The organism is Mycobacterium sp. NPDC049093, assembly GCF_040704635.1.
Classification (GTDB): Bacteria; Actinomycetota; Actinomycetes; order Mycobacteriales; family Mycobacteriaceae; genus Mycobacterium.
Window position 1 is genome coordinate 556864 of sequence record NZ_JBEZJS010000001.1, and the last position, 24135, is coordinate 580998.

Consider the following 24135-nt stretch of genomic DNA (forward strand, 5'->3'; position numbering starts at 1 on the left):
ATCAGCGCACCGCGAGCGCGACGCCGCCGGTGAGAGCCAGTAGTTGTGCGTAGGTCAGCGGCATCACCGAATCGGCGGTGCCTGCCGCGGTCCAGATGACCGGGTAGGACTCCAGTGTCTGGTCGACGACGGTGCGCAGCGGTTCGGGGTGCCCGACGGGCGCGACCCCGCCGATGACCTGTCCGGTTGCGTTGCGGACGAGCTTCGGGTCGGCCTTGTGGATGTCGTTGGCGCCGAGATGATTTGCGACGACGTCGGTGTCGACGCGGGCGGAACCACTGGCCATCACCAGCAGCGGCTCGCCGTCGCATTCGAAGACCAGGCTGTTGGCGATCGCCCCGACTTCGCATCCCAGCTGTTCGGCTGCAGCAGCGGCGGTCTTGGCGTCGGCGTCGAGGATTCTGATGGCCGGTTCGATTCCGGCGGCGGCCACAGCGTCGGCGACGCGGGAGTTCCGTTCGTTCATTTCTCGTACCGTACAACGCCGTTCATCATCGTCAGCGTGACGTTCGCCTGGTGGATCTCCGAGTGTGGGATCGGCGGCTGTGACGCGGTGGAGCGATTTCGATTTGCCTGACAGATAGTTGTAGTTTCACAATGGTTGTGTGAATACAACCGTCGCATCGCTCACCGCGCGGCGCAAGGCGATCATCCTCGTCTCGTGCTGCCTGAGCCTGCTGATCGTGTCGATGGACGCCACCATCGTCAACGTCGCGCTCCCGAGCATCCGCGACGATCTGGGCGCTTCGCCGTCGCAGCTGCAGTGGATCGTCGACGTCTACACGCTGGTGCTGGCCTCACTGCTGTTGCTGTCGGGCGCCACCGGAGACCGGTTCGGCCGCAGGCGGACATTCCAACTGGGCCTGACGATCTTCGCGGTGGCCTCGCTGTTGTGCAGCCTCGCGCCCAACATCGAAACCCTCATCGCGGCCCGCTTCCTGCAGGCCATCGGCGGTTCGATGCTCAACCCGGTGGCGATGTCGATCATCACCCAGGTGTTCACCGGCCGGGTCGAGCGCGCTCGGGCCATCGGCGTCTGGGGCGGGGTGGTCGGCATCTCGATGGCACTCGGCCCGATCGTGGGCGGTGCGCTGATCCAGTACGTCGACTGGCGCGCGGTCTTTTGGATCAACCTGCCGATCTGCGCGCTGGCCGTCCTGCTCACCGCGATCTTCGTGCCGGAGTCGAAGTCGGCGACTATGCGGGACCTCGACCCGGTCGGCCAGGCTCTCGGGGTGGCGTTCCTGTTCGGCGTCGTCTTCGTGCTCATCGAGGGGCCCGGGTTCGGCTGGACCGACCCACGCACGCTGGCCGTCGCGGCGATCGCGTTACTGGCGCTGGTGGCGTTCCTGCGCTACGAGTCGCGCCGCCGGGACCCGTTCATCGATCTGCGGTTCTTCCGCAGCGTGCCGTTCGCCTCGGCCACACTGATCGCGGTCTGTGCGTTCGCGGCCTACGGTGCGTTCCTGTTCATGATGTCGCTGTACCTGCAGACGGACCGGGGCTACTCCGCGATGCACACCGGCCTGATCTATCTGCCGGTCGCCATCGGCGCGCTGATCTTCTCGCCGCTGTCGGGTCGTCTGGTCGGCCGGTACGGCAGCCGGCCCTCGCTGCTGGTGGCCGGAGCCACGATCACCCTGGCGACCCTCCTGTTGACCCGGCTGACCGGTGACACCCCGGTATGGCAGCTGCTGGTCATGTTCGCGGTGTTCGGCATCGGCTTCTCGATGGTCAACGCGCCGATCACCACCACAGCGGTCAGCGGGATGCCGTTGGACCGTGCCGGTGCAGCCTCGGCGGTGGCCTCCACCAGCCGTCAGGTCGGTGTGAGTGTCGGTGTGGCGCTGTGTGGTTCGGTGGCCGGCGCGGCGCTGGCGGAAACGGGGGTGGATTTCGCTGCGGCTGCCCGCCCGCTGTGGTTCGTCTGTGCCGCACTCGGATTGGTGATCTTCGCCCTCGGCGTCGTCTCCACCACTCCGTGGGCGCTGCGGTCGGCGCAGAAGCTGGCGCCCCTGATCGGTCAGCACCACGCCCCGGAGGTGAGTCATGTCCGGTGATCGGCAGGCAGAGTTGGCCGACGAGGTGTGGCGGGGTCTGACCGCGTTGGTGTTCGATCACCGCGACCGCTGGAGGCGGGCGGTGATCGAACAGACCGGCCTGCCGTTCAGCCGCGTGCGGGTCCTGAAGCGGCTGGCGCGCCAACCGTTGACCGTCAAGCAGCTGGCCTACGCCGCCACCGTCGACGCCCCGGCTGCCACGGTCGCGGTCAACGATCTTGAGGAGCGCGGCCTCGTCGTGCGTGAGATCGACCCCGCCAACCGGCGATCCAAGCTGGTCTCGTTGACCGAGGCCGGGCGGGCGCTGCTGGCGCGCATCGACCGCGTCGAGGACCCGGCGCCGGACGCGCTGGCCGCGCTCGATGCCGACGACCTCGAAGCCGTGCGGGCAATTCTGCGCAAGATCAGCGGGTCGTAGCCGCGACTGGCGTGCGTCAGCCTTCGAGGACTGCCATCGCGGCGTTGTGCCCGCCGATCCCCGAGACTGCACCGCCGCGCACCGATCCCGAACCGCACAACAGAATCCGCTCGTGACCCGTGTCCACACCCCAGCGTTGCGCCGGCGTCTCCAACGGGGCCTCGTCCTCGGCGAAAGGCCAGCGCAGCGCTCCGTGGAAGATGTTGCCCGCGGTCATTCCCAGGGCCTGTTCCAGGTCGGCGGTCGTCTTGGCCTCGATGCACAGCCGGCCGGCTGCGTCCTCCATCAGGACGTCCTGGATCGGTTCGGCCAGAACCGAATTGAGCGAGTTGAGCACCGCCGAGGTCAGTCGATCCCGCGCCCGGTCGGGATCTTTCAGTGTCAGTGAGTGCGGGGTGTGCAGGCCGAAGACCGTCAGCGTGTGTGCACCGGAGGCCCGCAGGTCCTCGGACAGGATGCTGGGATCGGTCAGGGAATGGCAGTAGATCTCGCACGGCAGGGGGTCGGGAACGCGTCCGGTGGCGGCGGTTGCATAGGCCCCGGCCAGTTGGCTGAAGGTCTCGTTGATGTGGAACGTACCGCCGAATGCCTGCTCGGGCGTGACGTGTTCGTCACGGAGCCGGGGGAGCCGGCGCAGCATCAGGTTGACCTTCACCTGCGCGCCCGGGGCGGTTTCCGGTACCGGCTCGCCGAGCAGCTCGGCCAGCACTGTCGGAGTGACATTGGCCAGCACCCGCTCGGCGTGCACGCGTCGCGCTGATCCACCCTGCCGGTAGCACACCTCGCCATCCAGGGTGACCGCGTAAACGTCTGCACCGGTGATGATTTCGGCACCGTGTCCGGCCGCGGCGGCGGCCAGGGCCCCGGTGACCGCGCCCATCCCGCCGACCGGTACATCCCAGTCGCCGGTGCCGCCGCCGATCAGGTGGTAGAGGAAGCACACGTTCTGCATCAGCGACGGATCGTCGATGCCGGCGAAGGTGCCGATCAGGGCGTCGGTGGCCATTACTCCACGCACCAGATCATGCGATACCGCGGTGCTGATCGCCTCGCCGATGGGCTGTTCGATCAGCGATTCCCAGGCGGCGGCGGTTTCGGTGTCCGGTGCGCTGAGCACATCCCCGCGCATCTGCGACCGGGTGCGCAGCGGCTGCAGCAGCGTCGGCCAGATTCGCTCGGTCACCAGCCGGCAGCGACGGTAGAACTCGCCGAACCCGGCCGCGTCGTCGCCTGCACCGATCGCGTCGAACGTCGACTGCGGGCCGATCAGCAGGCCGGTATCACCGCCCGTGACCGGATCCGGTGTGTAGGAGGAATATCGGCGCCGTGACAGCCGGATCCGGGCGCCCAGGTCGGTGATGATCCGCTGCGGCAGCAGGCTGACCAGATACGAGTACCGCGACAGCCGCGCATCCACGCCGTCGAAGGCATGCGCCGAAACCGCCGCCCCGCCCACATGGTCGCTGCGTTCGAGTACCTGTACCCGGCGTCCGGCGCGAGCCAGGTAGGCAGCAGCCACCAAGCCGTTGTGCCCGCCGCCCACGATGACGGCGTCCAACGTGCCTTCTGTCACGTCATACCCGTCCGGTCAGCCCTTGTAACCTTCGACCTCGTCGGCCCCACGGGGGTGGGCCAGTCCGGGGTCCTGTCCGGTCTCGCGGAGCGCGCGGCGCTGCCGCAGCAGGTCCCAACACTGGTCGAGGGCGACTTCCAGCGATCTCAGTCGTTGTTGCTCTTCGGATTCGTCTATTTCCCGGCGCTGCAGTTTCGACCGGAGCTCCTGCTCTTCGGCAACGAGCCGGTGAACTTCGGCGAGGATGTCCTGATCTTTGGCCACACGACCAGTCTGCCCGACTACCGTTGATCGGGTGAGTACAAAACCTGAGATCGAGTTTCCGGACGGACCTGCCCCTACCGAATTGGTGATCAAGGATCTGGTGGTCGGCGACGGCGCCGAGGCAGTGCCCGGTGGCACTGTCGAGGTGCACTATGTGGGCGTCGAATACGACTCCGGTGAGGAGTTCGACAGCTCATGGAATCGTGGCGAATCCATTGAGTTTCCGTTGCGGGGCCTAATTCAGGGCTGGCAGGACGGAATTCCCGGGATGCGGGTGGGCGGTCGTCGCCAGCTAGTCATTCCGCCGGCCCAGGCCTACGGTCCGGCGGGATCAGGGCATCGGCTTTCGGGGAAGACGCTGATCTTCGTCATCGATCTGCTCGCCACTCGCTGACGTCGCGGTGGGTTCGGTCAGTATTAGCCGAACCTAACCATCAAATTCCATTTGCTGCTAACGTCAACCTGTTTCGTTGTTATCGATAACTGTTCGTCGACTTCAGGAGTGCCCAAATGTCGGGTTCGGACGAATCTCGGACAATCACAGGCTGGCAAACAGCCTCCAAGTTATATCGGCGACCACCCGGATTGGGTTGGTTGCTGGCGCTGGCGGCAGTTCCATTGTTGCTGGGGCTGATCGGATGGGGTGGGCTCGATCGCTCACACAAGAACTCCGATCTCAGTCTTCCCGATGTCAATCCCACGGCGACAATGACGGCCCCGGACGTCAATGCCCCGGACGTGAACGCGCCCAACGTCAATTTGCCCAACCTTTCGTTCGCACCGTTGTCGATCGCCCGTAACGGCAACGATTTCACCCTCACCGGTGATCTGCCCGATGCGAATGCCAAGGCCTCGCTGATGGACTGGCTGCGCGGAAAGTTCGGTGCGGACGTCAATCTGATCGACAACCTGAATCTGCGTCCGGGTGTGAGTACCCCCGATGTCGCGGCGCTGGGCAAGGTGTTCGACGCCGCCGCCGAGGGCATTCCGGATTTCAATTTCAGTGTCGACGGTGACACGTTGACGCTGACCGGTACCGCGCCGTCGGCGCAGGTGCGCGACGCGGTGGAGGCGGCCGCCAAGGCGGCATGGCCGAACATCAAGCTCGTCAACAACATTCAGGTCGCCGCAGCGCCGGCCGCCCCAGCACCTCCGGCGCCTGCAGCTCCGGGTGCACCGGGAACTCAGGGTGGTACGCCCGGACCCTGCGCGGTCCTGCAGGGCGATGTGAGTGCACTGCTGCGTACCCCGATCAACTTCAGCACCGACGGGTTCGTCGTGGCCTCGTCGTCGCAGCAGTTGTTGTCGCAGGTGGCCGACAAGCTCAAGTCGTGCGAAGGCGCGAAGGTGGCTGTCACCGGCTACACCGACAGCTCGGGCAATGACGCGATCAACATCCCGCTGAGCGGCAACCGCGCCAAAGCTGTTGCCGATTATCTGGTTTCGCAGGGTCTGGCGGCCGATCACGTGACGTCGTCCGGCGCGGGTTCGGCGAATCCGATCGCCAGTAATGACACCCCCGAAGGCAAGGCGCAGAACCGCCGTGTCGAGATCACGGTCAATTAGGGAGATTCGACATGGACTTCGTAATCCAGTGGTTGTGGTATCTGCTCGCATTCGTGGTGGGGTCGCTGGTGGCCTGGCTGATCTCAGTGGTGACCGTCAAGCCCACCAGTGAGGAAGAGGCGTTCGCCGAACTGCCCGGCTCGCGTGAGATTGGAGCACGACGATGAGCGATGTGAACTGGTGGTTGATGGCCCTGGCCTTCGTGCTCGGGCTGGTATTGACGCTGGCACTGACCCTGCGTCGGGTGAAGCGGGAGGTGCCGGTGTACGGCGCCCTGGGCCGGCGTCCCGAAGCCGGGGCCACCGGTGGCGGTACCGCTGCCAAGGCTGCGGCAACCGGTGGAACTGCCGCTGGTGCAACGGCTGTCGCCGATGACGCGACGACCAAGCTGCCCAAGGTCGGTTCGGGAGACGAGCCCACCACGAAGCTGCCCAGGGTCACCAGCGCCGGTGCCGCGGCGGCGGGTGCGGCGGCAGCCGGTGCGGCAGGTGCGGCCAAGTTCGCCTCCGGTGGCGGCGCTCACGAGGCCGATGAGGACGCGGCGGCCGGTGATGACGTCAAGGTCGTCGAGGCGACGCCGTACGGCGCGGGTTCGGTCCGGGTTTCGGGTGCAGGAACGCCCACGGGCTACCTGATCAAGGGCAACGAGGATTCGATGCTCTATCACTCGCCGGAGAGCCCGTCCTACTCGGTGACCATCGCCGAGATCTGGTTCGCCGACGTGGAATCTGCCGAGAAGGCCGGCTTCAACCGGTGGGACAGCGGTAAGTCCCAGCGCGAGAAGAAGTAACACGAACGCAGATCGCCCGCCTCCACGACCGGAGGCGGGCGATTCTGCGTCTGGGAACCCCTTCTAGTGCGGGCCGGGCAGGCGTAACAACAGTCGTGCCCCGCCCAGTGGGCTCGATTCCAGAGTGGCGGTGCCGCCGTGTAATTCGGCCTGTTGAGCCACCAGCGCCAGTCCGAGACCGGAACCCAACCGCGATGCCGTCGACCCTCGGGAGAAACGGTCGAACACCATTTCGCGTTCCTCCTCGGGCACCCCGACGCCGTCGTCGTCGACCGCGATCTCCACGCCCTCCCGTGAGCTCACCGCCGACAGCTGCACCCGGGTGGCGCCACCGTGCTTGACGGCGTTGGCGATCGCGTTGTCCACGGCCAGCCGCAGCCCGGTCGGCAGCCCGATGATGATGACGGTGGGCGACGGTGCCAGCGACACCTCGAGGTCGGGATAGACCCGCATGGCGTCGTGGGCGGCGCGGTCGAGCAGTTCGGTGATATCGACGGTGACGTGATCGTCGGTGGTGGTCAGCTCGCCCTGCGCGAGCCGCTCCAGGGCGCCGAGGGTGGCCTCGATCCGTGACTGGGTGCGGATGACGTCGCTGACCACTTCCTTGCGCTGGTCGTCGGCCAGGTCGAGGGTCGACAGGACCTCCAGGTTGGTGCGCATCGCGGTGAGCGGGGTGCGCAGCTCGTGGGCGGACACCGAGGCGAAGTCGCGGGCCGAGGTCAGCGCGGCCTTGGTGCGGTCTTGCTCCTTCCAGATGCGTTGCAGCATGCCGTTGACGGCGTCGGCGATCTCGACGGCCTCGCTGGCGCCGCGGACCTCGACGTCGGGGGCCTCGTCGCTCGCCTCGATCTCGCGGGTCTGTTCGGCCAGCCGTTTGAGCGGTCGGACCGCGAATGCGGCCAGCACCCAGCCCAGCACGGTGGCGGCGCCGACGGCGAACACACAGATGATGAGCACCCGGCGGTGCAGGTTGTTGGTGTCGGCGATGGTGGCGTCGTAGGTCGCGCCGACGGCCACCCACATGGGGCCGGGGGCGGGGATCTGCACGGTGCGGACCCGCCAGCGCACGCCGTCGATGTAGGTGTCGGCGTAGCCGTCGGGCAGCTCGGGCAGGACCACGTTCGAGTTCGACGAGACGTTTCCGGCCTGGCGCACGGTGATGACCGCGTCCTGATCGCTGGGGGAGCGGGGGATCTCGCCGAGGCCGCGGGGCAGGAACGGGATGGCGAAGCCGGCGGCCTCGTCGAGACGCCGGTCCAGCCGTTCCTTGCGGTCGTTGGTGATGCCGACCCAGACGATGGTTCCGACGATGACGACGACGATGGCCGCGCCGATGGCGGTGGCGAACGCGACCCGGGTCCGCAGCGAGGGGGTGCGGCGGAAGATCCGGGTCAGCGGTCTCATGTCGCTATTGCGTCCTGAGCACGAATCCGACGCCGCGGACGGTGTGCAGCAGCCGGGGCGCGCCCCCGGCTTCGAGTTTGCGGCGTAGGTAGCCGATGAACACGTCGACGACGTTGGTGTCGGCCGCGAAGTCGTAGCCCCAGACCAGTTCCAGCAACTGGGCCCGCGACAGCACCGCGGTCTTGTGCTCGGCCAGGACGGCCAGCAGGTCGAACTCGCGTTTGGTCAGGTCCACGTCCACACCGTTGACCCGGGCGCGCCGGCCCGGGATGTCGACCTCGAGCGGGCCGACCTGGATGGTCTCGGACGAGAAGGTGGCCGAGGCGCCGCGCCGGCGCAGCAGGGCCTTGACCCGGGCGACCAGTTCTTGCAGCACGAACGGTTTGACCAGGTAGTCGTCGGCGCCGGCTTCGAGGCCGGCGACGCGGTCGTCGACGCTGCTGCGGGCCGACAGGACACAGACGGGCACGTCGTTGTCCATCGCGCGCAGTGCGGTCACCACGCTCACGCCGTCGAGCACGGGCATGTTGATGTCGAGCACGATCGCGTCGGGTCGGGTCTCGGTGGCGCTGCGCAGCGCCTCGGCCCCGTCCACGGCCGTCGATACGGTGAACCCGGACAGCCGCAGCCCGCGTTCCAGCGAGGCGAGCACGTCGGGGTCGTCGTCTACGACGAGGACCCGGGGCGAAGCTGTGCCACCGGTAGCGCTATCCATGCCCGCCATCTTGCCCGATGAAGTACGACCGATCGCGCAGGCTCCCAGGGAAGTCCCCGGGATGTTTTTGACCTCAACAATTGTTCAGGTTTTACGGTGATGCCCATGAGTATGGAAACAGTGGCCAGACAGGCGCTGTATCGGCAGACGCATGCCCGCGACGGTGACCTGCGCGCACTGGCCGACCGGAGGTTGTTGTCCCGGATCTGGCGGTTCGCTGCGCGCCACCACCGCAGGCTGGGCTGGTTCGTCGCGATCAGCGTGGTCAGTGCGCTGCTGACGGTGACGACGCCGGTGTTGGCCGGCCGCGTGGTGGACGTGATCACGCAGGGCGGACCGGCGTCCACGGTCGTGCTGCTGGCCGGCACGATCGCGGCGATCGCCGTCGCCGAGGCCGCGGTGGCCCTGTTGACCAGGTGGTTGTCGTCGAACATCGGCGAGGGTCTGATCCTGGATCTGCGTACCGCGGTGTTCGACCATGTGCAGCGGATGCCGGTGGCGTTCTTCACCCGCACCCGCACCGGAGCCCTGGTGAGCCGGTTGGGCAACGACGTGATCGGGGCGCAGCGCGCGTTCTCCGACACGCTCTCGGGCATCGTCGCGAACCTGGTCACCCTGACGCTGACGCTGGTGGTGATGCTCAGCATCTCGTGGCAGATCACGCTGTTGTCGTTGGCCCTGCTGCCGTTGTTCGTGCTGCCCGCCCGTCGGATCGGCACCCGGATGGCCGGGCTGTCCCGTGAGGCGGCCACCCACAACGCCACGATGAACACCCAGATGACCGAGCGGTTCTCCGCCCCGGGCGCCACCCTGGTCAAGCTGTTCGGCAGCCCCGAACGTGAGTCCGACGAGTTCGCGGTGCGCGCCGACCGGGTGCGTGACATCGGGGTCCGCACGGCGATGCTGCAGTCGACGTTCATGAACTCGCTGACCCTGATGTCGGCGCTGGCGCTCGCCCTGGTCTACGGGCTGGGCGGGGTGCTGGCGATCGGCGGGCAGCTGCAGGCCGGTGCGGTCGTGTCGCTGGCGCTGCTGCTGACCCGGCTGTATGCGCCGCTGACCGCGCTGGCCAATGCGCGGGTCGAGATCGCCAGTGCGCTGGTGTCGTTCGAGCGGGTCTTCGAGGTGCTCGACCTGGTGCCGTTGATCGCCGAGAAACCCGATGCTGTTGGAGTGCCGGCCGGACCTGTTGATATCGAATTCCACGACGTCCGGTTCTCTTATCCGTCGGCCGACAAGGTGTCGCTGGCCTCCCTGGAGGAGGTGGCTGCCCTGGACGACCGTGGTGGGGACGAGGTGCTGCACGGCATCTCGTTCGCGGCGCAGCCCGGGCAGATGGTGGCGCTGGTCGGTTCGTCTGGCGCGGGCAAGTCGACCATCGCGTCACTGCTTGCCCGGCTCTACGACGTCGACTCCGGATCCATCACGCTGAACGGCACCGACGTGCGCGACGTAACGTTTGCGTCGCTCAAGGACACCGTGGGCATGGTGACCCAGGACGGGCACCTGTTCCACGAGTCGATCCGGTCGAACCTGCTGCTGGCCGCGCCGTCCGCCGGCGAGGACGAAATCTGGGAGGCGCTGAGCCGGGCCCGGCTCGACGACGTGGTCGCGGCGATGCCCGACGGCCTGGACACGGTTGTCGGTGAGCGCGGATACCGTCTGTCCGGAGGGCAGCGGCAGCGGTTGACCATCGCGCGGCTGCTGTTGGGACGATCCCGGGTGGTGGTGCTCGATGAGGCGACGGCGTCGCTGGACTCGGCCTCGGAGGCCGCCGTGCAGCAGGCACTGGCCGAGGCGCTGGATGGGCGGACGTCCATCGTCATCGCCCACCGGTTGTCCACGGTCCGGGCCGCCGATCTCATCCTGGTCATCGAGGACGGGCGCATCGTCGAACGCGGCACCCACCGCGATCTGCTGGCCCGCGCCGGCCGGTACGCCGAGCTGTACGACACGCAGTTCTCCGAGGAGGTTCCCGCGGCGTGAGGTTATTCGTTTGCCCGTGATGGGAAGATTGATTCAGTGAGCCAACCCGCGATCGCCCCATCTCCGAAGCGGATCCGGACCAGTTCAGATCTGTGGCGGCTGTTGCCTTACCTGCTGCCGTACCGGGCCCGCTGGATCGTGATGGTCGTGACCGCGATGGTCAGCCTGGCTGCCACCGTGGCGATTCCGCTGATGACCAAGGCCGTGATCGACGGTCCGGTCCGTCACCAGGATCAGCACGGGTTGTGGGTGCTCGGTTCGGCCGCTGTCGCGGTCGGCATCTCCGAGGCGGTGCTGTGGTTCATCCGACGCTGGATGGTCGCCCGCGCGACCATGGGCGTCGAGGCCGACATCCGCAAGGATCTCTACGCCCGGCTGCAGATCCTGCCGATGAGTTTCCACGGCCGCTGGCAGTCGGGGCAGCTGCTGTCGCGGGTGATGAACGACCTGTCCACGATCCGCCGGTTCCTGTCCTTCGGGCTGGTGTTCCTGATCCTCAACGCCCTGCAGATCGTGGTGGTCACGTCGATCCTGCTGGCCATGTACTGGCCGCTCGGTGTGGTGGTGTTGGTGTCCATCGTGCCGATCACGCTGACCGTGCTGCATTTCGAGCGGGAGTACACCCGGTTGTCGCGGCTGGCGCAGGACCAGACCGGCCACGTGGCGACCCATGTCGAGGAGGCCGCGCTCGGGCTGCGGGTGGTCAAGGCGTTCGGCCGTGAGGATTATGTGTTCGACCGGTTCGACGAGCAGGCCACGCAGTTGTACGACACCCAGTTCGCGAGGGTGACGGTGTCGGCGAAGTTCTGGACACTGCTGGAGGTCATCCCCAACCTCACCCTGATCGTGGTGCTGGGTTTCGGTGCGTACGCAGCGGGCCACGGCCACGTCACCATGGGCACCCTGGTCGCGTTCATCACGATGATGCTGTCGTTGGTGTGGCCCATCGCCTCGCTCGGCTTTCTGTTGTCGATGACGCAGGAGTCGTTCACCGCGGCCAACCGGATCGCCGAGATCTTCGATGCCCCGGTGGACATCGCCGACGGCCCGGTGTCGCAGCCGCCGCGGGGTGGCCGGCTGGAGCTGCGTGACGTCGGGTTCAGATTCCCTGACAGCGAAGACGAGTGGGCCTTACGCCATGTCGATGCCGTGGTCGAGCCGGGGCAGACATTGGCGCTCGTCGGCGCGACCGGCTCGGGCAAATCGGTACTGGCCGCGTTGTTCTCGCGGCTCTATGACGTGACCGAAGGTCAGATCCTGATCGACGGCCGCGATATCCGCGAGCTGAGCCTGCAGGCGCTGCGGCAGACGGTGGCCACGGCCTTCGAGGATCCGACGCTGTTCTCGATGTCGGTGGCCGAGAACTTACGGCTCGGCCGCGCAGATGCCACCGACGAGCAGATGGAGCAGGCCATCGAGATCGCGGCGGCGCAGTTCGTCTACGACCTGCCGTTCGGCCTGGACACCCGGATCGGCGAGCAGGGTATGAGCCTGTCGGGTGGTCAGCGCCAACGTCTTTCGCTGGCCCGCGCCATCCTGGCCGCACCCAAGATCCTGGTGCTCGACGACACATTGTCGGCCCTGGACGTGCACACCGAGGCCGTGGTCACCGAGGCGCTGGGCCGGGTCCTGCGCGGGGTGACGGGCATCATCGTCGCGCACCGCGCATCGACCGTGCTGCTGGCCGACAAGGTGGCGCTGCTGCAGGAGGGCACCATCACCCACATCGGCACCCACGCCCAATTGCTCGCGCAGGTACCGCAATACCGTTACCTGCTGGCTGCCGATGACCAGCTCGACGACGCATGTGAGCGCAGCTGCGACTGGGAGGACGAGGAGGAGTTGGGCCGGTTGCAGCGCGGGCACGATGAACGCACGGCCATCGACGAAGTGGGCGAGCCTCCACGTTTCGGTGCGGAGGTGCAGCGCCGATGACGACCACCGAGTGGCGCGGACAGGTCACCGATGACGATGATCAAGCCGGCAGCTCCGGCACGTCCAACCTCCCGATCGACGAAAGCGTGCCCCGGCGCCGTGAGGCCCGTGAGCTCCTCCTGTCACTGCTGCGGCCCTACCGTTGGACGGTCGCAGTGCTGGCCCTGGTGGTCATCGTGGAAAACGCTGCCCGGCTTTCGGTTCCGATCCTGGTGCAGCGCGGCATCGACCGCGGCATCCCGCCGATCCTTGAGGGCGGCCCGGCCCGCGAGCTGATGCTCATCGTCGGCACTCTGTGCGTGGTGGTGATCGTGCAGGCGGTCAGCCGGATGTTCTTCCTGCGGCGCTCCGGCCGGATCGGCCAGCGGGTGCTGCTGGAGTTGCGCCGCCGGGTGTTTCGTCATTTCGGCAGGCTCGATGTGGCGTTCCACGATCGCTACACCTCGGGCCGGGTGGTCAGCCGGTCCACCAACGACGTCGAGGCCATCCAGGACATGCTGGAAACGGGCTTCGACAGCCTGATCACCGCGGTGCTGACACTGTTCGGCACCGCGGTCCTGCTGGTGGCCCTCGATTGGCGCCTTGGCCTGATGTGCCTGGCGGCGTTCCCGATCCTGGTCGCCCTGGTGTGGTGGTTCCGCAACGAGTCGGGCAAGACCTATCGGCTGGTGCGTGAGAGCGCGGCGCTGGTGATCGTGCAGTTCGTCGAGACCATGACGGGTATCAAGGCCGTGCAGGCCTATCGGCGCGAGCCGCGCAACCAGGAGATCTTCGACGACGTCGCCGACGAGTACCGGGCCATCAACGAGAAGACCTTCAAGCTGCTGGCCGTCTTCATGCCCGGGGTCAAGCTCGTCGGCAACCTGACCACCGGTGTGGTGCTGCTCTACGGCGGCTACCGGGTGCTGCACGGTGAGATGACCATCGGCACGCTGACCGCGTTCCTCCTGTACCTGCGGATGTTCTTCGAGCCGATGCAGGAGATCTCGCAGTTCTTCAATACCTTCCAGTCGGCGTCCTCGGCGTTGGAGAAGCTGGCCGGGGTGCTGGCGCAGCAGCCGGCCATCGCGGATCCGGCGCGGCCTGTGGACCTGCCGGAGCCCAAGGGCGACATCGGTTTTCACGATGTGCAGTTCGAGTACGCGTCCGGCCGGCCGGTGTTGCCCGGGCTTGAGCTCGCGGTGCCTGCCGGGCAGACCGTGGCGCTGGTGGGGACCACCGGCGCGGGTAAGACCACCATCGCCAAGTTGATCGCCCGGTTCTACGACCCGACGGCCGGGTCGGTGACGCTCGACGGTGTAGACCTGCGTGAGCTGGCCCAGTCGGACCTGCGTCGCCATGTCGTGATGGTCACCCAGGAGAACTTCATGTTCTCCGGGACGGTCGCCGACAACATCCGGTTCGGGCGGCCCGAGGCCACCGACGCGCAGGTTCGGGAGGCGGCCGCGGCGGTCGGTGCGGACCGCTTCATCGACGCCCTGCCCGACGGGTATGACACCGATGTCGCCAAGCGTGGTGGCCGGCTCTCGGCCGGGCAGCGTCAGCTGGTGGCCTTCGCCCGGGCGTTTCTGGCCGACCCGGCGGTGCTGATCCTGGACGAGGCGACGTCCTCACTCGACATCCCGAGCGAGCGAATGGTGCAGCGCGCGTTGGAAACCGTACTGGCCGACCGCACCGCGCTGGTGATCGCGCACCGGCTCTCCACGGTGCAGATCGCCGATCGGGTCCTGGTACTCGAGCATGGTCGCATCATCGAGGACGGTGCACCGGCGGATCTGATCGGCCGGGCCGACGGGGCGTATGCGGCGCTGCACCGCGCCTGGGTGGATTCCCTGGCCTGAGCCGCCTGGCCTATCGCGTGGCGGTGACCCGCAGGACGGCGTCGTAGCTCTGTGCGCCTGCGCCGATGCGGACCGTGATGTCCCACCGTCCGGGCGTGGACAGGTCGATGACGCCGCGGTAATCGTCTCTACCTATGGGCGTGGCCTCGACGGCCGGCGCGCTCAGGCCGATCTGCGGCATGCGTGGTTCGAACCGCACTGAATCCGGGGTCGGGGTTTCGCCTGCGCTGCCGAGGATTTCGATGGTCAGCGGGCCGACCCCGACTTTCGGCGGATCGTCTTTCAAGCGCACCAGGTACGGGCCTGCGGTGGCTTCGGCGACGATGGGTGGCCGTGGTTGCGGCCACAACAGCCACAGCATGCCGGCGCCCACCGCGACGACGATCACAGCGATCCCCAGCCAGCGCAGGCGGTTCACGGGAGCGGCTACAGCTTCTCGATGTCGGGAAGCGCCCAGGTCTTGTCGAACAACGCGGGTTTCGGACCGTAGAACCGGAACAACACCTCGAACTGGCCGTCCGGGGTTGTAGGGATCCAGTTTGTTTCCCGGCCTTCTGGGGCGACCGGGCCGAAATACACGTCGACGGAACCGTCCGGGTTGACGCCGAGGTCGGGTCGGTGCGAGGAGCGGCTCCCGTACGGCAGGTCGCGGATCAGCGCGTGGGTAGCGCGGTCGTACACCGTCGCCGACCAGTAGAGCGAGACCGGCGGATCGGCGGGCACCCGCAGCCGGTAGGTGGCTGCGCCGTCGAAGGCCTCGCCATCGGCGTCGGCAATGGTCATCACGTAGAACTGGCCCTGGCCAAGGTGTTTGGCGCTGAAGTAGATGAACGAGTACAGCAGACCGCGATCGTCGACGGGATAGCTGGTCGGGTCGGCGAAACCGGTCTGCATGCCCTGCACCACCTCGGGTGAGGCGGGCACAGCCCAGTGGGTCCCCTCGAAGTACGCCGGGGTGAAGAACTTCGGATAGTTGGCGTCGAGCCAGTCGTGCGCTTCGGCGGCCGCGGCTTCAAGCACCGACTTCAACTCGGCGTTCGGTTCGAAGAGCTTGCCTTGCTCGATACCGATCGAGGCGAGGACCGAGATCATCACCCGGTCCCGCTGCAGCCACGGCTCCCGTTGCACGAACTGATCGAGCAGCTCGAAGAAGCGGACCCCGTAGGGAATCGTGCTGTCGTACAGCCCACCCGATGCGTCGAAGAAGGCGGTCGGTTCGGGCTGCGCCAGCGGGTAGCACTTGATGCGCTTGCCGTATTCGGCAGCCGCGGCGACGTCGGCGTCGGCGCTGGACGCGATGTTCGCGCGCAGCGCCCCGAACCCCGTGTAGGTCGCCGACTGCAGCACGATGTAGCCGTCGGGGATCTCGCCGTCGAATCCGGGCGGCAGGATCAGGTACTTGCCGCCCTGTCCCTTGTCGACCCCGGCGGGTCCGACGTCTTCGAGCGCCTCCTGCCAGCCGTTGTCCACCGATCCGGTGATCGAACCCCCCTCTGCGGGTGGGATTTCCAGTATCACCGGGCCGCCCTGCGTGTTGTAGAACGGGAAGAAGTACAGGGTGTCGGGGTTGGGCGTGAGCGTCTGGTTCTTCCAGTCCAGCAGTTTCGACCAGAACACCACCTGGTTGTCGCCCGCGCCGACTCCGACCGCCGCCTGACGCAACAGTTCGAAGTTGACGGCGGGCATACCCCAGATGACGGCTTGCACGGCACGGGCATGTACCAACGGGTCCATGCCCTGACGCTAGTACCTCAGCGCACCGTGTCGAAGAAGGTCTTCACATCCTCGACGAACAGCTCCGGCTGCTCGAACGCCGCGAAGTGTCCGCCGCGAGGCATCGTGGTGAAGTGCGTGACGTTGTATCCCGTCTCGCACCAGCTACGCGGAGCGCGCAGGATCTCCATGGGGAACGACGCGATCCCGGTCGGCAGGCTGACGTATTCGCCTCCGCCCCACGTGTTGTGGCTCTCCCAGTACAGCCGTGCCGACGACGCTGCCGACGCGGTCACCCAGTAGAGCATCACGTTGTCGAGCATCTCGTCTTTGGACACCACGCTCTCGGGGTTCCCGTTGCAGTCCATCCAGGACCAGAACTTCTCCACGATCCAGGCCAGCTGGCCAACCGGGGAATCGACCAGGCCGTATCCGAGCGTCTGCGGCCGGGTGGACTGCTGCTTCATGTAGCCCGAATCCCATTTGCGGTAATAGTCGATGCGGGCCAGCGCCTTCTGCAGGTCCTCGGTCATCTCGCCGATGCCCTCGGCGGGCGGCTGGGCGATCGGCATGTTGACGTGAATGCCCACGCACGAGCCGACGTTGCGGCCGATCTGCGTCGTCACCGCCGCACCCCAGTCACCGCCCTGGGCGCCGTAGCGGGCGTAACCCAACCGCGTCATCAGGGTGTCCCAGGCCTGCGCGGTCTTCTCGATGCCCCAGCCCGCCGTAGTCGGCTTGCCGGAGAAGCCGTAGCCGGGCAGCGATGGGCACACCACGTCGAATCCGGCCTCGGTCAGCGGCTCGATCACCTTGTGGAATTCCACGATGGATCCCGGCCAGCCGTGGGTGATCAGCAGCGGGAACGCGTCCTCGCGTCCAGATCGCTGGTGGATGAAATGGATGTCCAGTCCGTCGATCTCGGTGGTGAAGTGGTCGAACCGGTTCAGTGCGGCCTCGCGGGCGCGCCAGTCGTACTCGTTGGCCCAGTAGGCCGCCAGTTCCTTCGTGTACTCCAGCGGAATCCCCTGGGTCCAGTCTTCGACAGGCTCGGCCTCGGGCCAGCGGGTCCGGTTCAGTCTCTGTTTGAGGTCGTCGAGGTCGGCGTCGGGAATGGCGATGCGGAACGGCTTGATCAACGGGTCGCTCGGGGTCATGTAGGCCATCCTCTCAGCGCGAGGCGGCGCACTGTGCTGAGTTTTGCGCTGAAGATCGCGGCTACCTGGTGACCGCAATCTTCAGCGCAACTGTTTCGTCAGGGGATCTGCCGTAGGCGACGCGCCTTGGACACCGCCTCGTGGCGGTTACGCGCCCCGAGTTTGGCCGCCGCGCTGCGCAGATAACTCTTCACCGTTTCCGGCTTGAGGGAAAGCCGCTGGGCAGCTTCGGCATTGGTGCAGCCCAGCGCGACCTGGGCCAGCACGTCGATCTCGCGGACCGTCAGGGGAGCACTGGTAGGCGGGTCGCCGCGCAGTGCCACTGCCAGCCGGTCGGCGAGCTCGCGCAACGGCCCGGCCAGGTCAGGGGTGTCGGCGGCGAGCCGGCGCAGGTCGGCGTGCACCTCGCGGATCTGCTCGGTGTCGGCCGGCCGGTCGGCGAAGGTGGTCAGGGCCGCCTCGCGCATCCGCATCCGCCGGTCCACCTCGTCGCGCACCCGTAGTTCCTCGCTCAATCGCTGCGCCGAGGCCACCATCGCGGCGGCGGTGCGGCCGCCGATCGGGGCGCTGGTGCGGTGCGCGCCGTAGAGCACGGCCCGCGTCTGGCTGTCGACGACCACGGGCACCGCCAGGATCGAGCGGATGCCCTCGGACAACACCGGCTCGTCGTAGTCGTGGGTGATGCTCGAGGCGCGTCGGTAGTCGGGCACCGAGATGGGACGACGCGACACCACACTCGCCCCGCCCAGTCCGGCGCGGGGCAGCACCGCAAGCCCGCGCATCGCCCCGGTGCGGGTGCCGAAGAACTCGCTGAGCAGCAGGGTGTCCTCGTGTACCTGCCCGCCGAAGGCCAGCGGGAGACCGGTGTCGGCGGCCATTCGGCGCAGCTCGGCGCGCACCGCGTCGGCGTCACGAGGACGCAGCAGCGAGGAGCGCATTGCAGGTACCCACTTTCAGGGGTAGCGGTGGGGTGAGTGTGACGTAGAGCATAACTGTCATGAATGTCGCTGCGAGCAACACCAGTCGCTACCGCGATGCCCGTGACCAGCTGGTTGCCACCCTCGGGGACTACGGCCGGGCCGTCGAGGAATTCGCCTGGCCGCAGATCACCGGCACTTTCAACTGGGCGATCGACTGGTTCGACGTCATCGCCAGGGACAACGACCGCACGGCGCTGTGGATCGTCGAGGAAGACGGCTCCGAGCAGCAGGTCACGTTTGCCGAGATGGCGCAGCGGTCCGACAGGGTCGCGGGCTGGCTGCACGGGCTCGGGGTGGGCAAGGGTGACCGGGTCCTGTTGATGCTCGGCAATCAGGTCGAGTTGTGGGAGTCCATGCTGGCGATCGCCAAGCTGGGCGCGGTCATCATGCCGACCACCGGGGCGCTGGGCCCGGCGGATCTGGCCGACCGCATCTCCCGCGGCGGCGCCCGGTTCGTCATCGCCAATCCCGCCGACACCGCCAAGTTCGCCGAGGTACCCGGTGACTATGTGCGGATCGCGGTGGGTGCCCCGGTGCCCGGCTGGCACCGCTACGCCGACGCGTACGACGCGCCACCGCGCCGCTTCGACGCCTGCACCACGGTCGACGACCCGATGCTCATCTACTTCACCTCCGGCACCACGAGCAAGCCGAAGCTGGTCGAGCATTCCCAGGTCTCCTACCCGGTCGGGCATCTGACCACGATGGCCTGGATCGGGGTCAGGCCCGGCGATGTGCACCTGGCGATCAGCTCGCCGGGCTGGGCCAAGCACGCCTGGAGTTGTTTCTTCGCTCCGTGGATCGCCGAGGCGACGATCTTCGTCTACAACTACGCCCGCTTCGATGCGGCGGCGCTGCTGGACCAGTTGCGCCGGGCCGGGGTCAACACGTTCTGTGCCCCGCCGACGGTGTGGCGCATGTTGATCCAGGCTGATCTGGGCGAGCGTCCCGAGGGGCTGCGCGAGATCCTCGGCGCCGGTGAGCCGTTGAACCCGGACGTGATCACCCAGGTCGAGAAGGCCTGGGGGTTGACGATCCGCGACGGGTTCGGCCAGACCGAGACCACTCTGCAGGTCGGCAACACCCCGGGGCAGCCGGTGAAACCCGGCTCGATGGGCCGCCCGATGCCCGGCGTTCCGGTGGTGCTGGTGGACCCGATCACCGGGACGCCTGCCGAGGAGGGGGAGATCTGTCTGGACCTGGCACAGCATCCGCGCAACCTGATGACGGGTTATCTCGGTGACTCGCAACGCAATGAGGCCGTGATGGCCGGCGGCTACTACCACACCGGCGACGTCGCCGGCCGAGACGCTGACGGCTACATCACCTACATCGGCCGCACCGACGACGTGTTCAAGTCCAGCGACTACAAGGTGTCGCCATTCGAGCTGGAAAGCGTGCTGATCGAGCATCCGGCCGTGGTCGAGGCCGCGGTGGTGCCGCAACCGGACAACACCCGGTTGGCGGTGCCCAAGGCCTATGTCGCGCTGGCCGAGGGTTGGGAAGCCAACGCGCAGACCGCAAAAGATGTGATGGCTTATGCCCGGGATCACCTTGCGCCGTATCTCAAGGTGCGCCGGGTCGAGTTCCTCGACCTGCCCAAGACTGTTTCGGGCAAGATCCGCCGCGTCGAGTTGCGCAAGCGGGAAGATGCGGCTCACGAAGCGGGCCAATCGATTTCCACCGAATACCGATACGAGGATTTACTGGGATGAAATCTTACGACGCCGGCCCTACCGATGTGCCCGTGCTCGAAGAGACCATCGGGGCGAACTTCGAGCGCATGGTGGCGGCCGGGCCGGATGCCGACGCGCTGGTCGAGGTGTCCACCGGACGGCGCTGGACCTATGCGGAACTCGACGCCGAGGTCGACGCGGTGGCCCGGGGGCTGATGGCGCTGGGGGTGGCCAAAAGCGATCGCGTCGGGATCTGGGCGCCCAACTGCGCCGAGTGGGTGATGCTACAGCTCGCGACGGCAAAGATCGGGGCGATCCTGGTCAACATCAACCCGGCCTACCGCACCCACGAACTGGCCTACGTACTCAAGCAATCCGGCATTCGGACCCTGGTGTCGGCCACCGCGTTCAAGTCCTCGGACTATGTGACGATGGTGGCCGAGGTACAGGCCGACTGTCCGTCGCTCAAGGACATCATCTTTCTGGGCACTCTGGATTGGGACCAGCTGCATACCGAGCAGGTCGGCGAGGGGCAGCTGCGTGCCCGGATGGCCGAGCTGTCCAACACGGATCCAATCAACATCCAATACACCTCGGGGACAACGGGTTTCCCTAAGGGCGCGACGCTGAGCCATCGCAACATCCTCAACAACGGGTTCTTCGTCGGCGGGTTGATCAACTTCGGCGCCGGTGACCGGGTGTGCATCCCGGTGCCGTTCTATCACTGCTTCGGCATGGTGATGGGCAATCTCGGGGCGCTGACCCATGGTGCGGCGATCGTGATCCCGGCACCGGGATTCGATCCCGGGATCACGCTGGCCACAGTCGAATCCGAGCGGTGCACCGCGCTGTACGGGGTGCCGACGATGTTCATCGCGATGCTCGGCCATCCCGACTTCGCCGGCTTCGACCTGTCCTCGCTGCGCACCGGCATCATGGCCGGTTCGGTGTGCCCGGTCGAGGTGATGAAGCGGGTGGTGGCCGACATGCACATGGCCGAGGTGGCCATCTGTTACGGCATGACCGAGACCTCGCCGGTGTCGTGTCAGACCCTGGTCGACGACGATCTGGAGCGTCGCACCGCGACCATCGGGCGGGCCCATCCGCACCTCGAGGTCAAGATCGTGGACCCCGATTCCGGTGAGACCGTCGAGCGCGGGCAGTCCGGGGAGTTCTGCACCCGTGGGTATTCGGTGATGCTGGGTTACTGGAATGAGGAGGCCAAGACCGCCGAAGCCATTGATTCCGACGGGTGGATGCACACCGGGGATCTGGCGGTGATGCGTGCGGACGGCTACTGCACGGTGGTCGGCCGGATCAAGGACATGGTGATCCGCGGCGGGGAGAACGTGTACCCGCGGGAGATCGAGGAGTTCCTCTACACCCACCCCGACATCGACGATGCGCAGGTGATCGGGGTCCCGGACGCGAAGTACGGGGAAGAGATCTGCGCGTGGATCCGGATGAAGCCGGGCCGCGCGCCGTTGGATGCCGAGGCGGTGCGGGCATTCGCGTCGGGCAAGCTGGCGCACTACAAGATCCCGCGTTATGTGCATGTGGTGGAAGAGTTCCCGATGACGGTCACCGGCAAGATCCGCAAGGTCGACATGCGCGACGAGAGCGTCAAGCTGCTGGGGCTCGACCCCGGACAACCGGGATAACTCAGCCCCAGCGCTTGATCACCTCGGCCACCGGCTTCCCGGTCGCCAGTGCCGCCATGATCAGCACCCGCGCCTGGCTCGGCCGAAGATGGGGGACCATGACCGCGCCGGCCTTCACCATGTCGTCGCCGGGACCGTATTCGGCGATGACGTCCCCGGTCGGGACACGGCTGGAGATTCCGAAGGACACCCCGGCCGGCGCGTGGCGGCGTACGGCGTCGACCACGCCGTCGCCCGCGTTGCCGGATCCCAGTGCCTCCACGATGATTCCGCGCGCTCCCGTGGCCACCGCGGCATCGATGGGGCCGGGTCCGTCGCCGGGATAGGCCGCGACGACGTTGACGCGCGGTGCACTGACCGCAGGCACCTCACCGAGGAACGGCCGCTGCGCGGGGTGGTCCAGGGTGAAGGCGTTGTCGGCGACGGACCCGATCGGTGGGGTGCCGCCGAACGCGTGGAGATCCTGGGTGTTCACCTTGTGGGTCCCCAGGGCCTGGAAGACGTCCCCGGCGAACATGATCATCACGCCCTGATCGCGGGCGGCGGGACTGGAGGCGACAGTCAGCGCGTCCCGCAGGTTTGTCGGGCCGTCGGCGTCCGGGGCGTCGGAGCTGCGCTGCGCCCCGGTCAGCACTATCGGCGCCGGCCCGTTGTAGGTGACGTCCAGCCACATCGCGGTGTCTTCCATCGTGTCGGTGCCGTGGGTGATGACCACGCCGGACGCCCCGTCGGCCACCGCCTTCTTGGCCGCCGCCCCGATCACGTCCCAGTCAGCCGGGGTGAGCTGTGAACTGTCCTTCTTCATCACATCCATGACCTCGACGTTCAGGCCCGCCGCCAGGTCGGAGCCACTGACCGTCGGGCGGCGCACGCCGTTGGCATCGGTGCTCGTCGCGATGGTCCCGCCGGTGGTGATCACCACGACGCGCCCCGGTGCCGATTCGCCCTTGGCGCTGTCCGGGTTTGTCGTCGCTTCGGTCGAGTTGGTGTTCGTCGAACATGCCGTCAGCGCGATGGCGAGAAAAAGCGTGCCGATCGCCAGTCGCGACCGGGCGGGGCGGGCTGCGAAGTTCGTCATGAGGCAGACGCTACGGCGGCAGGCAGATACGCACCGGTGTTTTGGCAGCTCACCCGGGTTTCGGCAGCGGTGGACTGCAATTGCTGCGACGATGGTGGTCATGTCGGCTGCACAAGCCTGCAGTGTTCTCGGGCGGCGCACGTGTGCGCTGCTGGCCGTGAGTTCGGCAGGGCTGCATGTGGCGATGCTCGGCGCCACCTCCAATCCGGTGGCCGCTGCAGTGCTCGCGGCGATGATCGTCGGTTGCCTGTACTGCGCCGGTCATCTGTGGCGGCGTGGCACGTCCGGTGTCTGGTGCACGATCGCGTTGATGAGCCTGGCGATGATCGCCCTGCACACCCCGATGCCCATGCATCACCACGGTGTGGTGGCCCCCGTCCAGACGTCGACGATGATGACGACGGCGACGCTGCTGGCTCTGCTCGAGGTGATCATCGCCGCAGCGGTGCTGGCCTACACCACCAGGCACCGCTCGGTGATCAGCCCGTCGGCGGGATGAACTGGCTCAGGACCAGCCGGGCGCCTTGAGGGTCCTGAATCAGGGCGGTGTTCGTCCACTCATTGTCCTCGCTGGAAACCACGGCGGCGCCGAGCTTTTCGGCCAGTGTCGCGGATTCGTCGCGGTCGGCCACCGCGAATGCCACCTGCCAGTGTTCAGGCTGCTGTTCGTCCGCCAGCTGTCCGATCCAGCCGATCGCGTCGGAGAATCCGGGCGGGGTGCCGGTCGCGGCATGCCGTTCCCTGATACCGGGGTCGACTGTGGCGGCGAGGTGGTCGGCGTAACCCGGACGACGAATCATCGTCGCGAAGCCCGCGTTGTCGAATTCCCAGCCGAACAGCGGTCCGTAGAAGGTCGCGGCGGCCTGCGGATCGGTTGCCTGCAGGTCGCTGAAATTCCAGGCGCCGGGAACGTTGACCAGCTGGGCGCCGAGGCGCCGCCGTGGCTGCCACAGCTTGAAGTGTGCACCGTGCGGATCGGCGCAACCGGCTTGCCGCCCACCGGGCCCCGCGTCGATGGGACCACTTGTCACGGTCCCGCCTGCGGCCGTCACCGCCTCGGCCGACGTATCCGCATCGGTTACCGCGACGTAGGTGTTCCAGGTGATCTCGTCACCGGTGTGTGCAGACGCGATCGCCGCCACGTCGTGACCGTTCAGGGTGGCGATCAGGTAGGTCTCCTCGGCCTCCTCCGGCAGCACGTTCTCGAACGTCCAGCCGAACAGCCGGCCGTAAAAGTCCTGGGCGGCAGCCACATCCTGCTGGTCGGTGTCCACCCAGCAGGGGACACCGGGTGGATAGGTCCTTGGCTCGGTCATCT

Annotated in this window: 23 protein-coding genes; 12 read left to right on the forward strand and 11 right to left on the reverse strand. The window is 67.2% G+C overall.

The window, feature by feature from the left end:
• Position 1: 1 nt before the first annotated feature.
• Positions 2-466 carry a YbaK/EbsC family protein gene (locus AB0876_RS02595; protein ID WP_491837446.1) on the reverse strand — a complete coding sequence of 155 codons (465 nt, stop codon included), beginning with the start codon at positions 464-466 and terminating at the stop codon, positions 2-4.
• Positions 467-605: 139 nt separating this feature from the next.
• Here AB0876_RS02595 and AB0876_RS02600 point away from each other — a divergent pair, with 139 nt between their 5' ends.
• Positions 606-2060: an MFS transporter gene (locus tag AB0876_RS02600; protein ID WP_526041120.1), complete on the forward strand. Its 1455-nt coding sequence runs from the start codon at positions 606-608 to the stop codon at positions 2058-2060.
• A complete protein-coding gene (locus tag AB0876_RS02605; protein WP_491837448.1) occupies positions 2050-2478 on the forward strand; it encodes a MarR family winged helix-turn-helix transcriptional regulator in 429 nt (142 codons plus the stop codon). The genes AB0876_RS02600 and AB0876_RS02605 overlap by 11 nt, the downstream gene beginning before the upstream one ends.
• Positions 2479-2494: 16 nt before the next feature.
• Here AB0876_RS02605 and AB0876_RS02610 read toward each other — a convergent pair whose 3' ends face one another.
• Positions 2495-4051, reverse strand: a complete 1557-nt coding sequence (locus tag AB0876_RS02610) for a phytoene desaturase family protein (RefSeq protein ID WP_526041121.1) — start codon at positions 4049-4051, stop codon at positions 2495-2497.
• 15 nt (positions 4052-4066) lie between these two features.
• Positions 4067-4315 carry a DUF2630 family protein gene (locus AB0876_RS02615; protein ID WP_064936130.1) on the reverse strand — a complete coding sequence of 83 codons (249 nt, stop codon included), beginning with the start codon at positions 4313-4315 and terminating at the stop codon, positions 4067-4069.
• Between the two features lie 31 nt (positions 4316-4346).
• On the opposite strand from AB0876_RS02615, the gene AB0876_RS02620 reads away from it, so the two are divergent.
• The 4 genes from AB0876_RS02620 (at position 4347) to arfC (ending at position 6671) form a co-directional block, all read left to right on the forward strand.
• The gene (locus tag AB0876_RS02620) at positions 4347-4709 is read left to right on the forward strand and encodes an FKBP-type peptidyl-prolyl cis-trans isomerase (protein ID WP_055117450.1); all 363 of its coding nucleotides are present in this window, start codon (positions 4347-4349) and stop codon (positions 4707-4709) included.
• A gap of 116 nt (positions 4710-4825) precedes the next feature.
• Positions 4826-5881, forward strand: a complete 1056-nt coding sequence (gene arfA / locus AB0876_RS02625) for a channel-forming protein ArfA/OmpATb (protein WP_491837450.1) — start codon at positions 4826-4828, stop codon at positions 5879-5881.
• 11 nt (positions 5882-5892) lie between these two features.
• Positions 5893-6048: a channel accessory protein ArfB gene (gene arfB / locus AB0876_RS02630; protein ID WP_029110268.1), complete on the forward strand. Its 156-nt coding sequence runs from the start codon at positions 5893-5895 to the stop codon at positions 6046-6048.
• Positions 6045-6671, forward strand: a complete 627-nt coding sequence (arfC, locus tag AB0876_RS02635; RefSeq protein ID WP_491837451.1) for a channel accessory protein ArfC, sunset domain variant — start codon at positions 6045-6047, stop codon at positions 6669-6671. Before arfB ends, arfC begins: the two co-directional genes overlap by 4 nt.
• A 63-nt stretch (positions 6672-6734) precedes the next feature.
• Here arfC and AB0876_RS02640 read toward each other — a convergent pair whose 3' ends face one another.
• Both AB0876_RS02640 and prrA read right to left on the reverse strand, forming a co-directional pair.
• On the reverse strand, positions 6735-8075 hold the full coding sequence (locus tag AB0876_RS02640; RefSeq protein ID WP_064958987.1) for a sensor histidine kinase: 1341 nt from the start codon (positions 8073-8075) through the stop codon (positions 6735-6737).
• Between the two features lie 4 nt (positions 8076-8079).
• On the reverse strand, positions 8080-8799 hold the full coding sequence (prrA, locus tag AB0876_RS02645) for a two-component system response regulator PrrA (RefSeq protein WP_082449097.1): 720 nt from the start codon (positions 8797-8799) through the stop codon (positions 8080-8082).
• 96 nt (positions 8800-8895) lie between these two features.
• Here prrA and AB0876_RS02650 point away from each other — a divergent pair, with 96 nt between their 5' ends.
• From AB0876_RS02650 to AB0876_RS02660, 3 genes are read left to right on the forward strand one after another with little or no spacing between them, the layout of a single operon-like run.
• A complete protein-coding gene (locus tag AB0876_RS02650) occupies positions 8896-10776 on the forward strand; it encodes an ABC transporter ATP-binding protein (protein WP_526041122.1) in 1881 nt (626 codons plus the stop codon).
• A 36-nt stretch (positions 10777-10812) separates the two neighbouring features.
• Positions 10813-12711, forward strand: a complete 1899-nt coding sequence (locus AB0876_RS02655) for an ABC transporter ATP-binding protein (protein ID WP_526041123.1) — start codon at positions 10813-10815, stop codon at positions 12709-12711.
• Entirely contained in the window at positions 12708-14552 is a 1845-nt protein-coding gene (locus tag AB0876_RS02660) for an ABC transporter ATP-binding protein (protein ID WP_526041124.1), read from the forward strand. Before AB0876_RS02655 ends, AB0876_RS02660 begins: the two co-directional genes overlap by 4 nt.
• Positions 14553-14562: 10 nt before the next feature.
• Here AB0876_RS02660 and AB0876_RS02665 read toward each other — a convergent pair whose 3' ends face one another.
• The 4 genes from AB0876_RS02665 to AB0876_RS02680 all read right to left on the reverse strand — a co-directional run bounded on the left by AB0876_RS02665 (position 14563) and on the right by AB0876_RS02680 (position 18360).
• The gene (locus tag AB0876_RS02665; RefSeq protein ID WP_491837455.1) at positions 14563-14970 is read right to left on the reverse strand and encodes a FixH family protein; all 408 of its coding nucleotides are present in this window, start codon (positions 14968-14970) and stop codon (positions 14563-14565) included.
• An 8-nt stretch (positions 14971-14978) separates the two neighbouring features.
• Complete coding sequence (locus tag AB0876_RS02670) at positions 14979-16286, reverse strand: DUF1254 domain-containing protein (RefSeq protein ID WP_526041125.1); 1308 nt, start codon at positions 16284-16286, stop codon at positions 14979-14981.
• Positions 16287-16303: 17 nt separating this feature from the next.
• Positions 16304-17422, reverse strand: coding sequence for an epoxide hydrolase family protein (locus AB0876_RS02675; RefSeq protein WP_491837457.1), 1119 nt, complete (start codon positions 17420-17422; stop codon positions 16304-16306).
• Between the two features lie 98 nt (positions 17423-17520).
• Positions 17521-18360, reverse strand: coding sequence for a helix-turn-helix transcriptional regulator (locus tag AB0876_RS02680; RefSeq protein WP_526041126.1), 840 nt, complete (start codon positions 18358-18360; stop codon positions 17521-17523).
• A gap of 59 nt (positions 18361-18419) precedes the next feature.
• Between AB0876_RS02680 and AB0876_RS02685 the strand changes: the two genes are divergently transcribed.
• Positions 18420-20117 carry an AMP-binding protein gene (locus tag AB0876_RS02685; protein WP_526041127.1) on the forward strand — a complete coding sequence of 566 codons (1698 nt, stop codon included), beginning with the start codon at positions 18420-18422 and terminating at the stop codon, positions 20115-20117.
• Positions 20114-21739 carry an AMP-binding protein gene (locus AB0876_RS02690; RefSeq protein WP_526041128.1) on the forward strand — a complete coding sequence of 542 codons (1626 nt, stop codon included), beginning with the start codon at positions 20114-20116 and terminating at the stop codon, positions 21737-21739. Before AB0876_RS02685 ends, AB0876_RS02690 begins: the two co-directional genes overlap by 4 nt.
• A gap of 1 nt (position 21740) precedes the next feature.
• Here the strand turns inward: AB0876_RS02690 and AB0876_RS02695 are convergent, their stop codons facing one another.
• The gene (locus AB0876_RS02695) at positions 21741-22817 is read right to left on the reverse strand and encodes an asparaginase (protein WP_526041129.1); all 1077 of its coding nucleotides are present in this window, start codon (positions 22815-22817) and stop codon (positions 21741-21743) included.
• Positions 22818-22917: 100 nt separating this feature from the next.
• On the opposite strand from AB0876_RS02695, the gene AB0876_RS02700 reads away from it, so the two are divergent.
• A complete protein-coding gene (locus AB0876_RS02700) occupies positions 22918-23316 on the forward strand; it encodes a hypothetical protein (RefSeq protein WP_491837461.1) in 399 nt (132 codons plus the stop codon).
• On the opposite strand, the gene AB0876_RS02705 is transcribed toward AB0876_RS02700, so the two are convergent.
• On the reverse strand, positions 23297-24133 hold the full coding sequence (locus AB0876_RS02705) for a VOC family protein (RefSeq protein WP_526041130.1): 837 nt from the start codon (positions 24131-24133) through the stop codon (positions 23297-23299). The genes AB0876_RS02700 and AB0876_RS02705 overlap by 20 nt on opposite strands.
• Positions 24134-24135 lie beyond the last annotated feature (2 nt).

Coding starts and splice junctions, on each gene's coding strand:
- AB0876_RS02595 (WP_491837446.1), bottom strand. CDS start 466: ATGAACGAACGGAACTCCCGCGTCGCCGACGCTGTGGCCGCCGCCGGA.
- AB0876_RS02605 (WP_491837448.1), top strand. CDS start 2,050: ATGTCCGGTGATCGGCAGGCAGAGTTGGCCGACGAGGTGTGGCGGGGT.
- arfA (WP_491837450.1), top strand. CDS start 4,826: ATGTCGGGTTCGGACGAATCTCGGACAATCACAGGCTGGCAAACAGCC.
- arfB (WP_029110268.1), top strand. CDS start 5,893: ATGGACTTCGTAATCCAGTGGTTGTGGTATCTGCTCGCATTCGTGGTG.
- arfC (WP_491837451.1), top strand. CDS start 6,045: ATGAGCGATGTGAACTGGTGGTTGATGGCCCTGGCCTTCGTGCTCGGG.
- AB0876_RS02640 (WP_064958987.1), bottom strand. CDS start 8,075: ATGAGACCGCTGACCCGGATCTTCCGCCGCACCCCCTCGCTGCGGACC.
- prrA (WP_082449097.1), bottom strand. CDS start 8,799: ATGGCGGGCATGGATAGCGCTACCGGTGGCACAGCTTCGCCCCGGGTC.
- AB0876_RS02650 (WP_526041122.1), top strand. CDS start 8,896: ATGAGTATGGAAACAGTGGCCAGACAGGCGCTGTATCGGCAGACGCAT.
- AB0876_RS02660 (WP_526041124.1), top strand. CDS start 12,708: ATGACGACCACCGAGTGGCGCGGACAGGTCACCGATGACGATGATCAA.
- AB0876_RS02670 (WP_526041125.1), bottom strand. CDS start 16,286: ATGGACCCGTTGGTACATGCCCGTGCCGTGCAAGCCGTCATCTGGGGT.
- AB0876_RS02675 (WP_491837457.1), bottom strand. CDS start 17,422: ATGACCCCGAGCGACCCGTTGATCAAGCCGTTCCGCATCGCCATTCCC.
- AB0876_RS02680 (WP_526041126.1), bottom strand. CDS start 18,360: ATGCGCTCCTCGCTGCTGCGTCCTCGTGACGCCGACGCGGTGCGCGCC.
- AB0876_RS02685 (WP_526041127.1), top strand. CDS start 18,420: ATGAATGTCGCTGCGAGCAACACCAGTCGCTACCGCGATGCCCGTGAC.
- AB0876_RS02690 (WP_526041128.1), top strand. CDS start 20,114: ATGAAATCTTACGACGCCGGCCCTACCGATGTGCCCGTGCTCGAAGAG.
- AB0876_RS02695 (WP_526041129.1), bottom strand. CDS start 22,817: ATGACGAACTTCGCAGCCCGCCCCGCCCGGTCGCGACTGGCGATCGGC.
- AB0876_RS02700 (WP_491837461.1), top strand. CDS start 22,918: ATGTCGGCTGCACAAGCCTGCAGTGTTCTCGGGCGGCGCACGTGTGCG.
- AB0876_RS02705 (WP_526041130.1), bottom strand. CDS start 24,133: ATGACCGAGCCAAGGACCTATCCACCCGGTGTCCCCTGCTGGGTGGAC.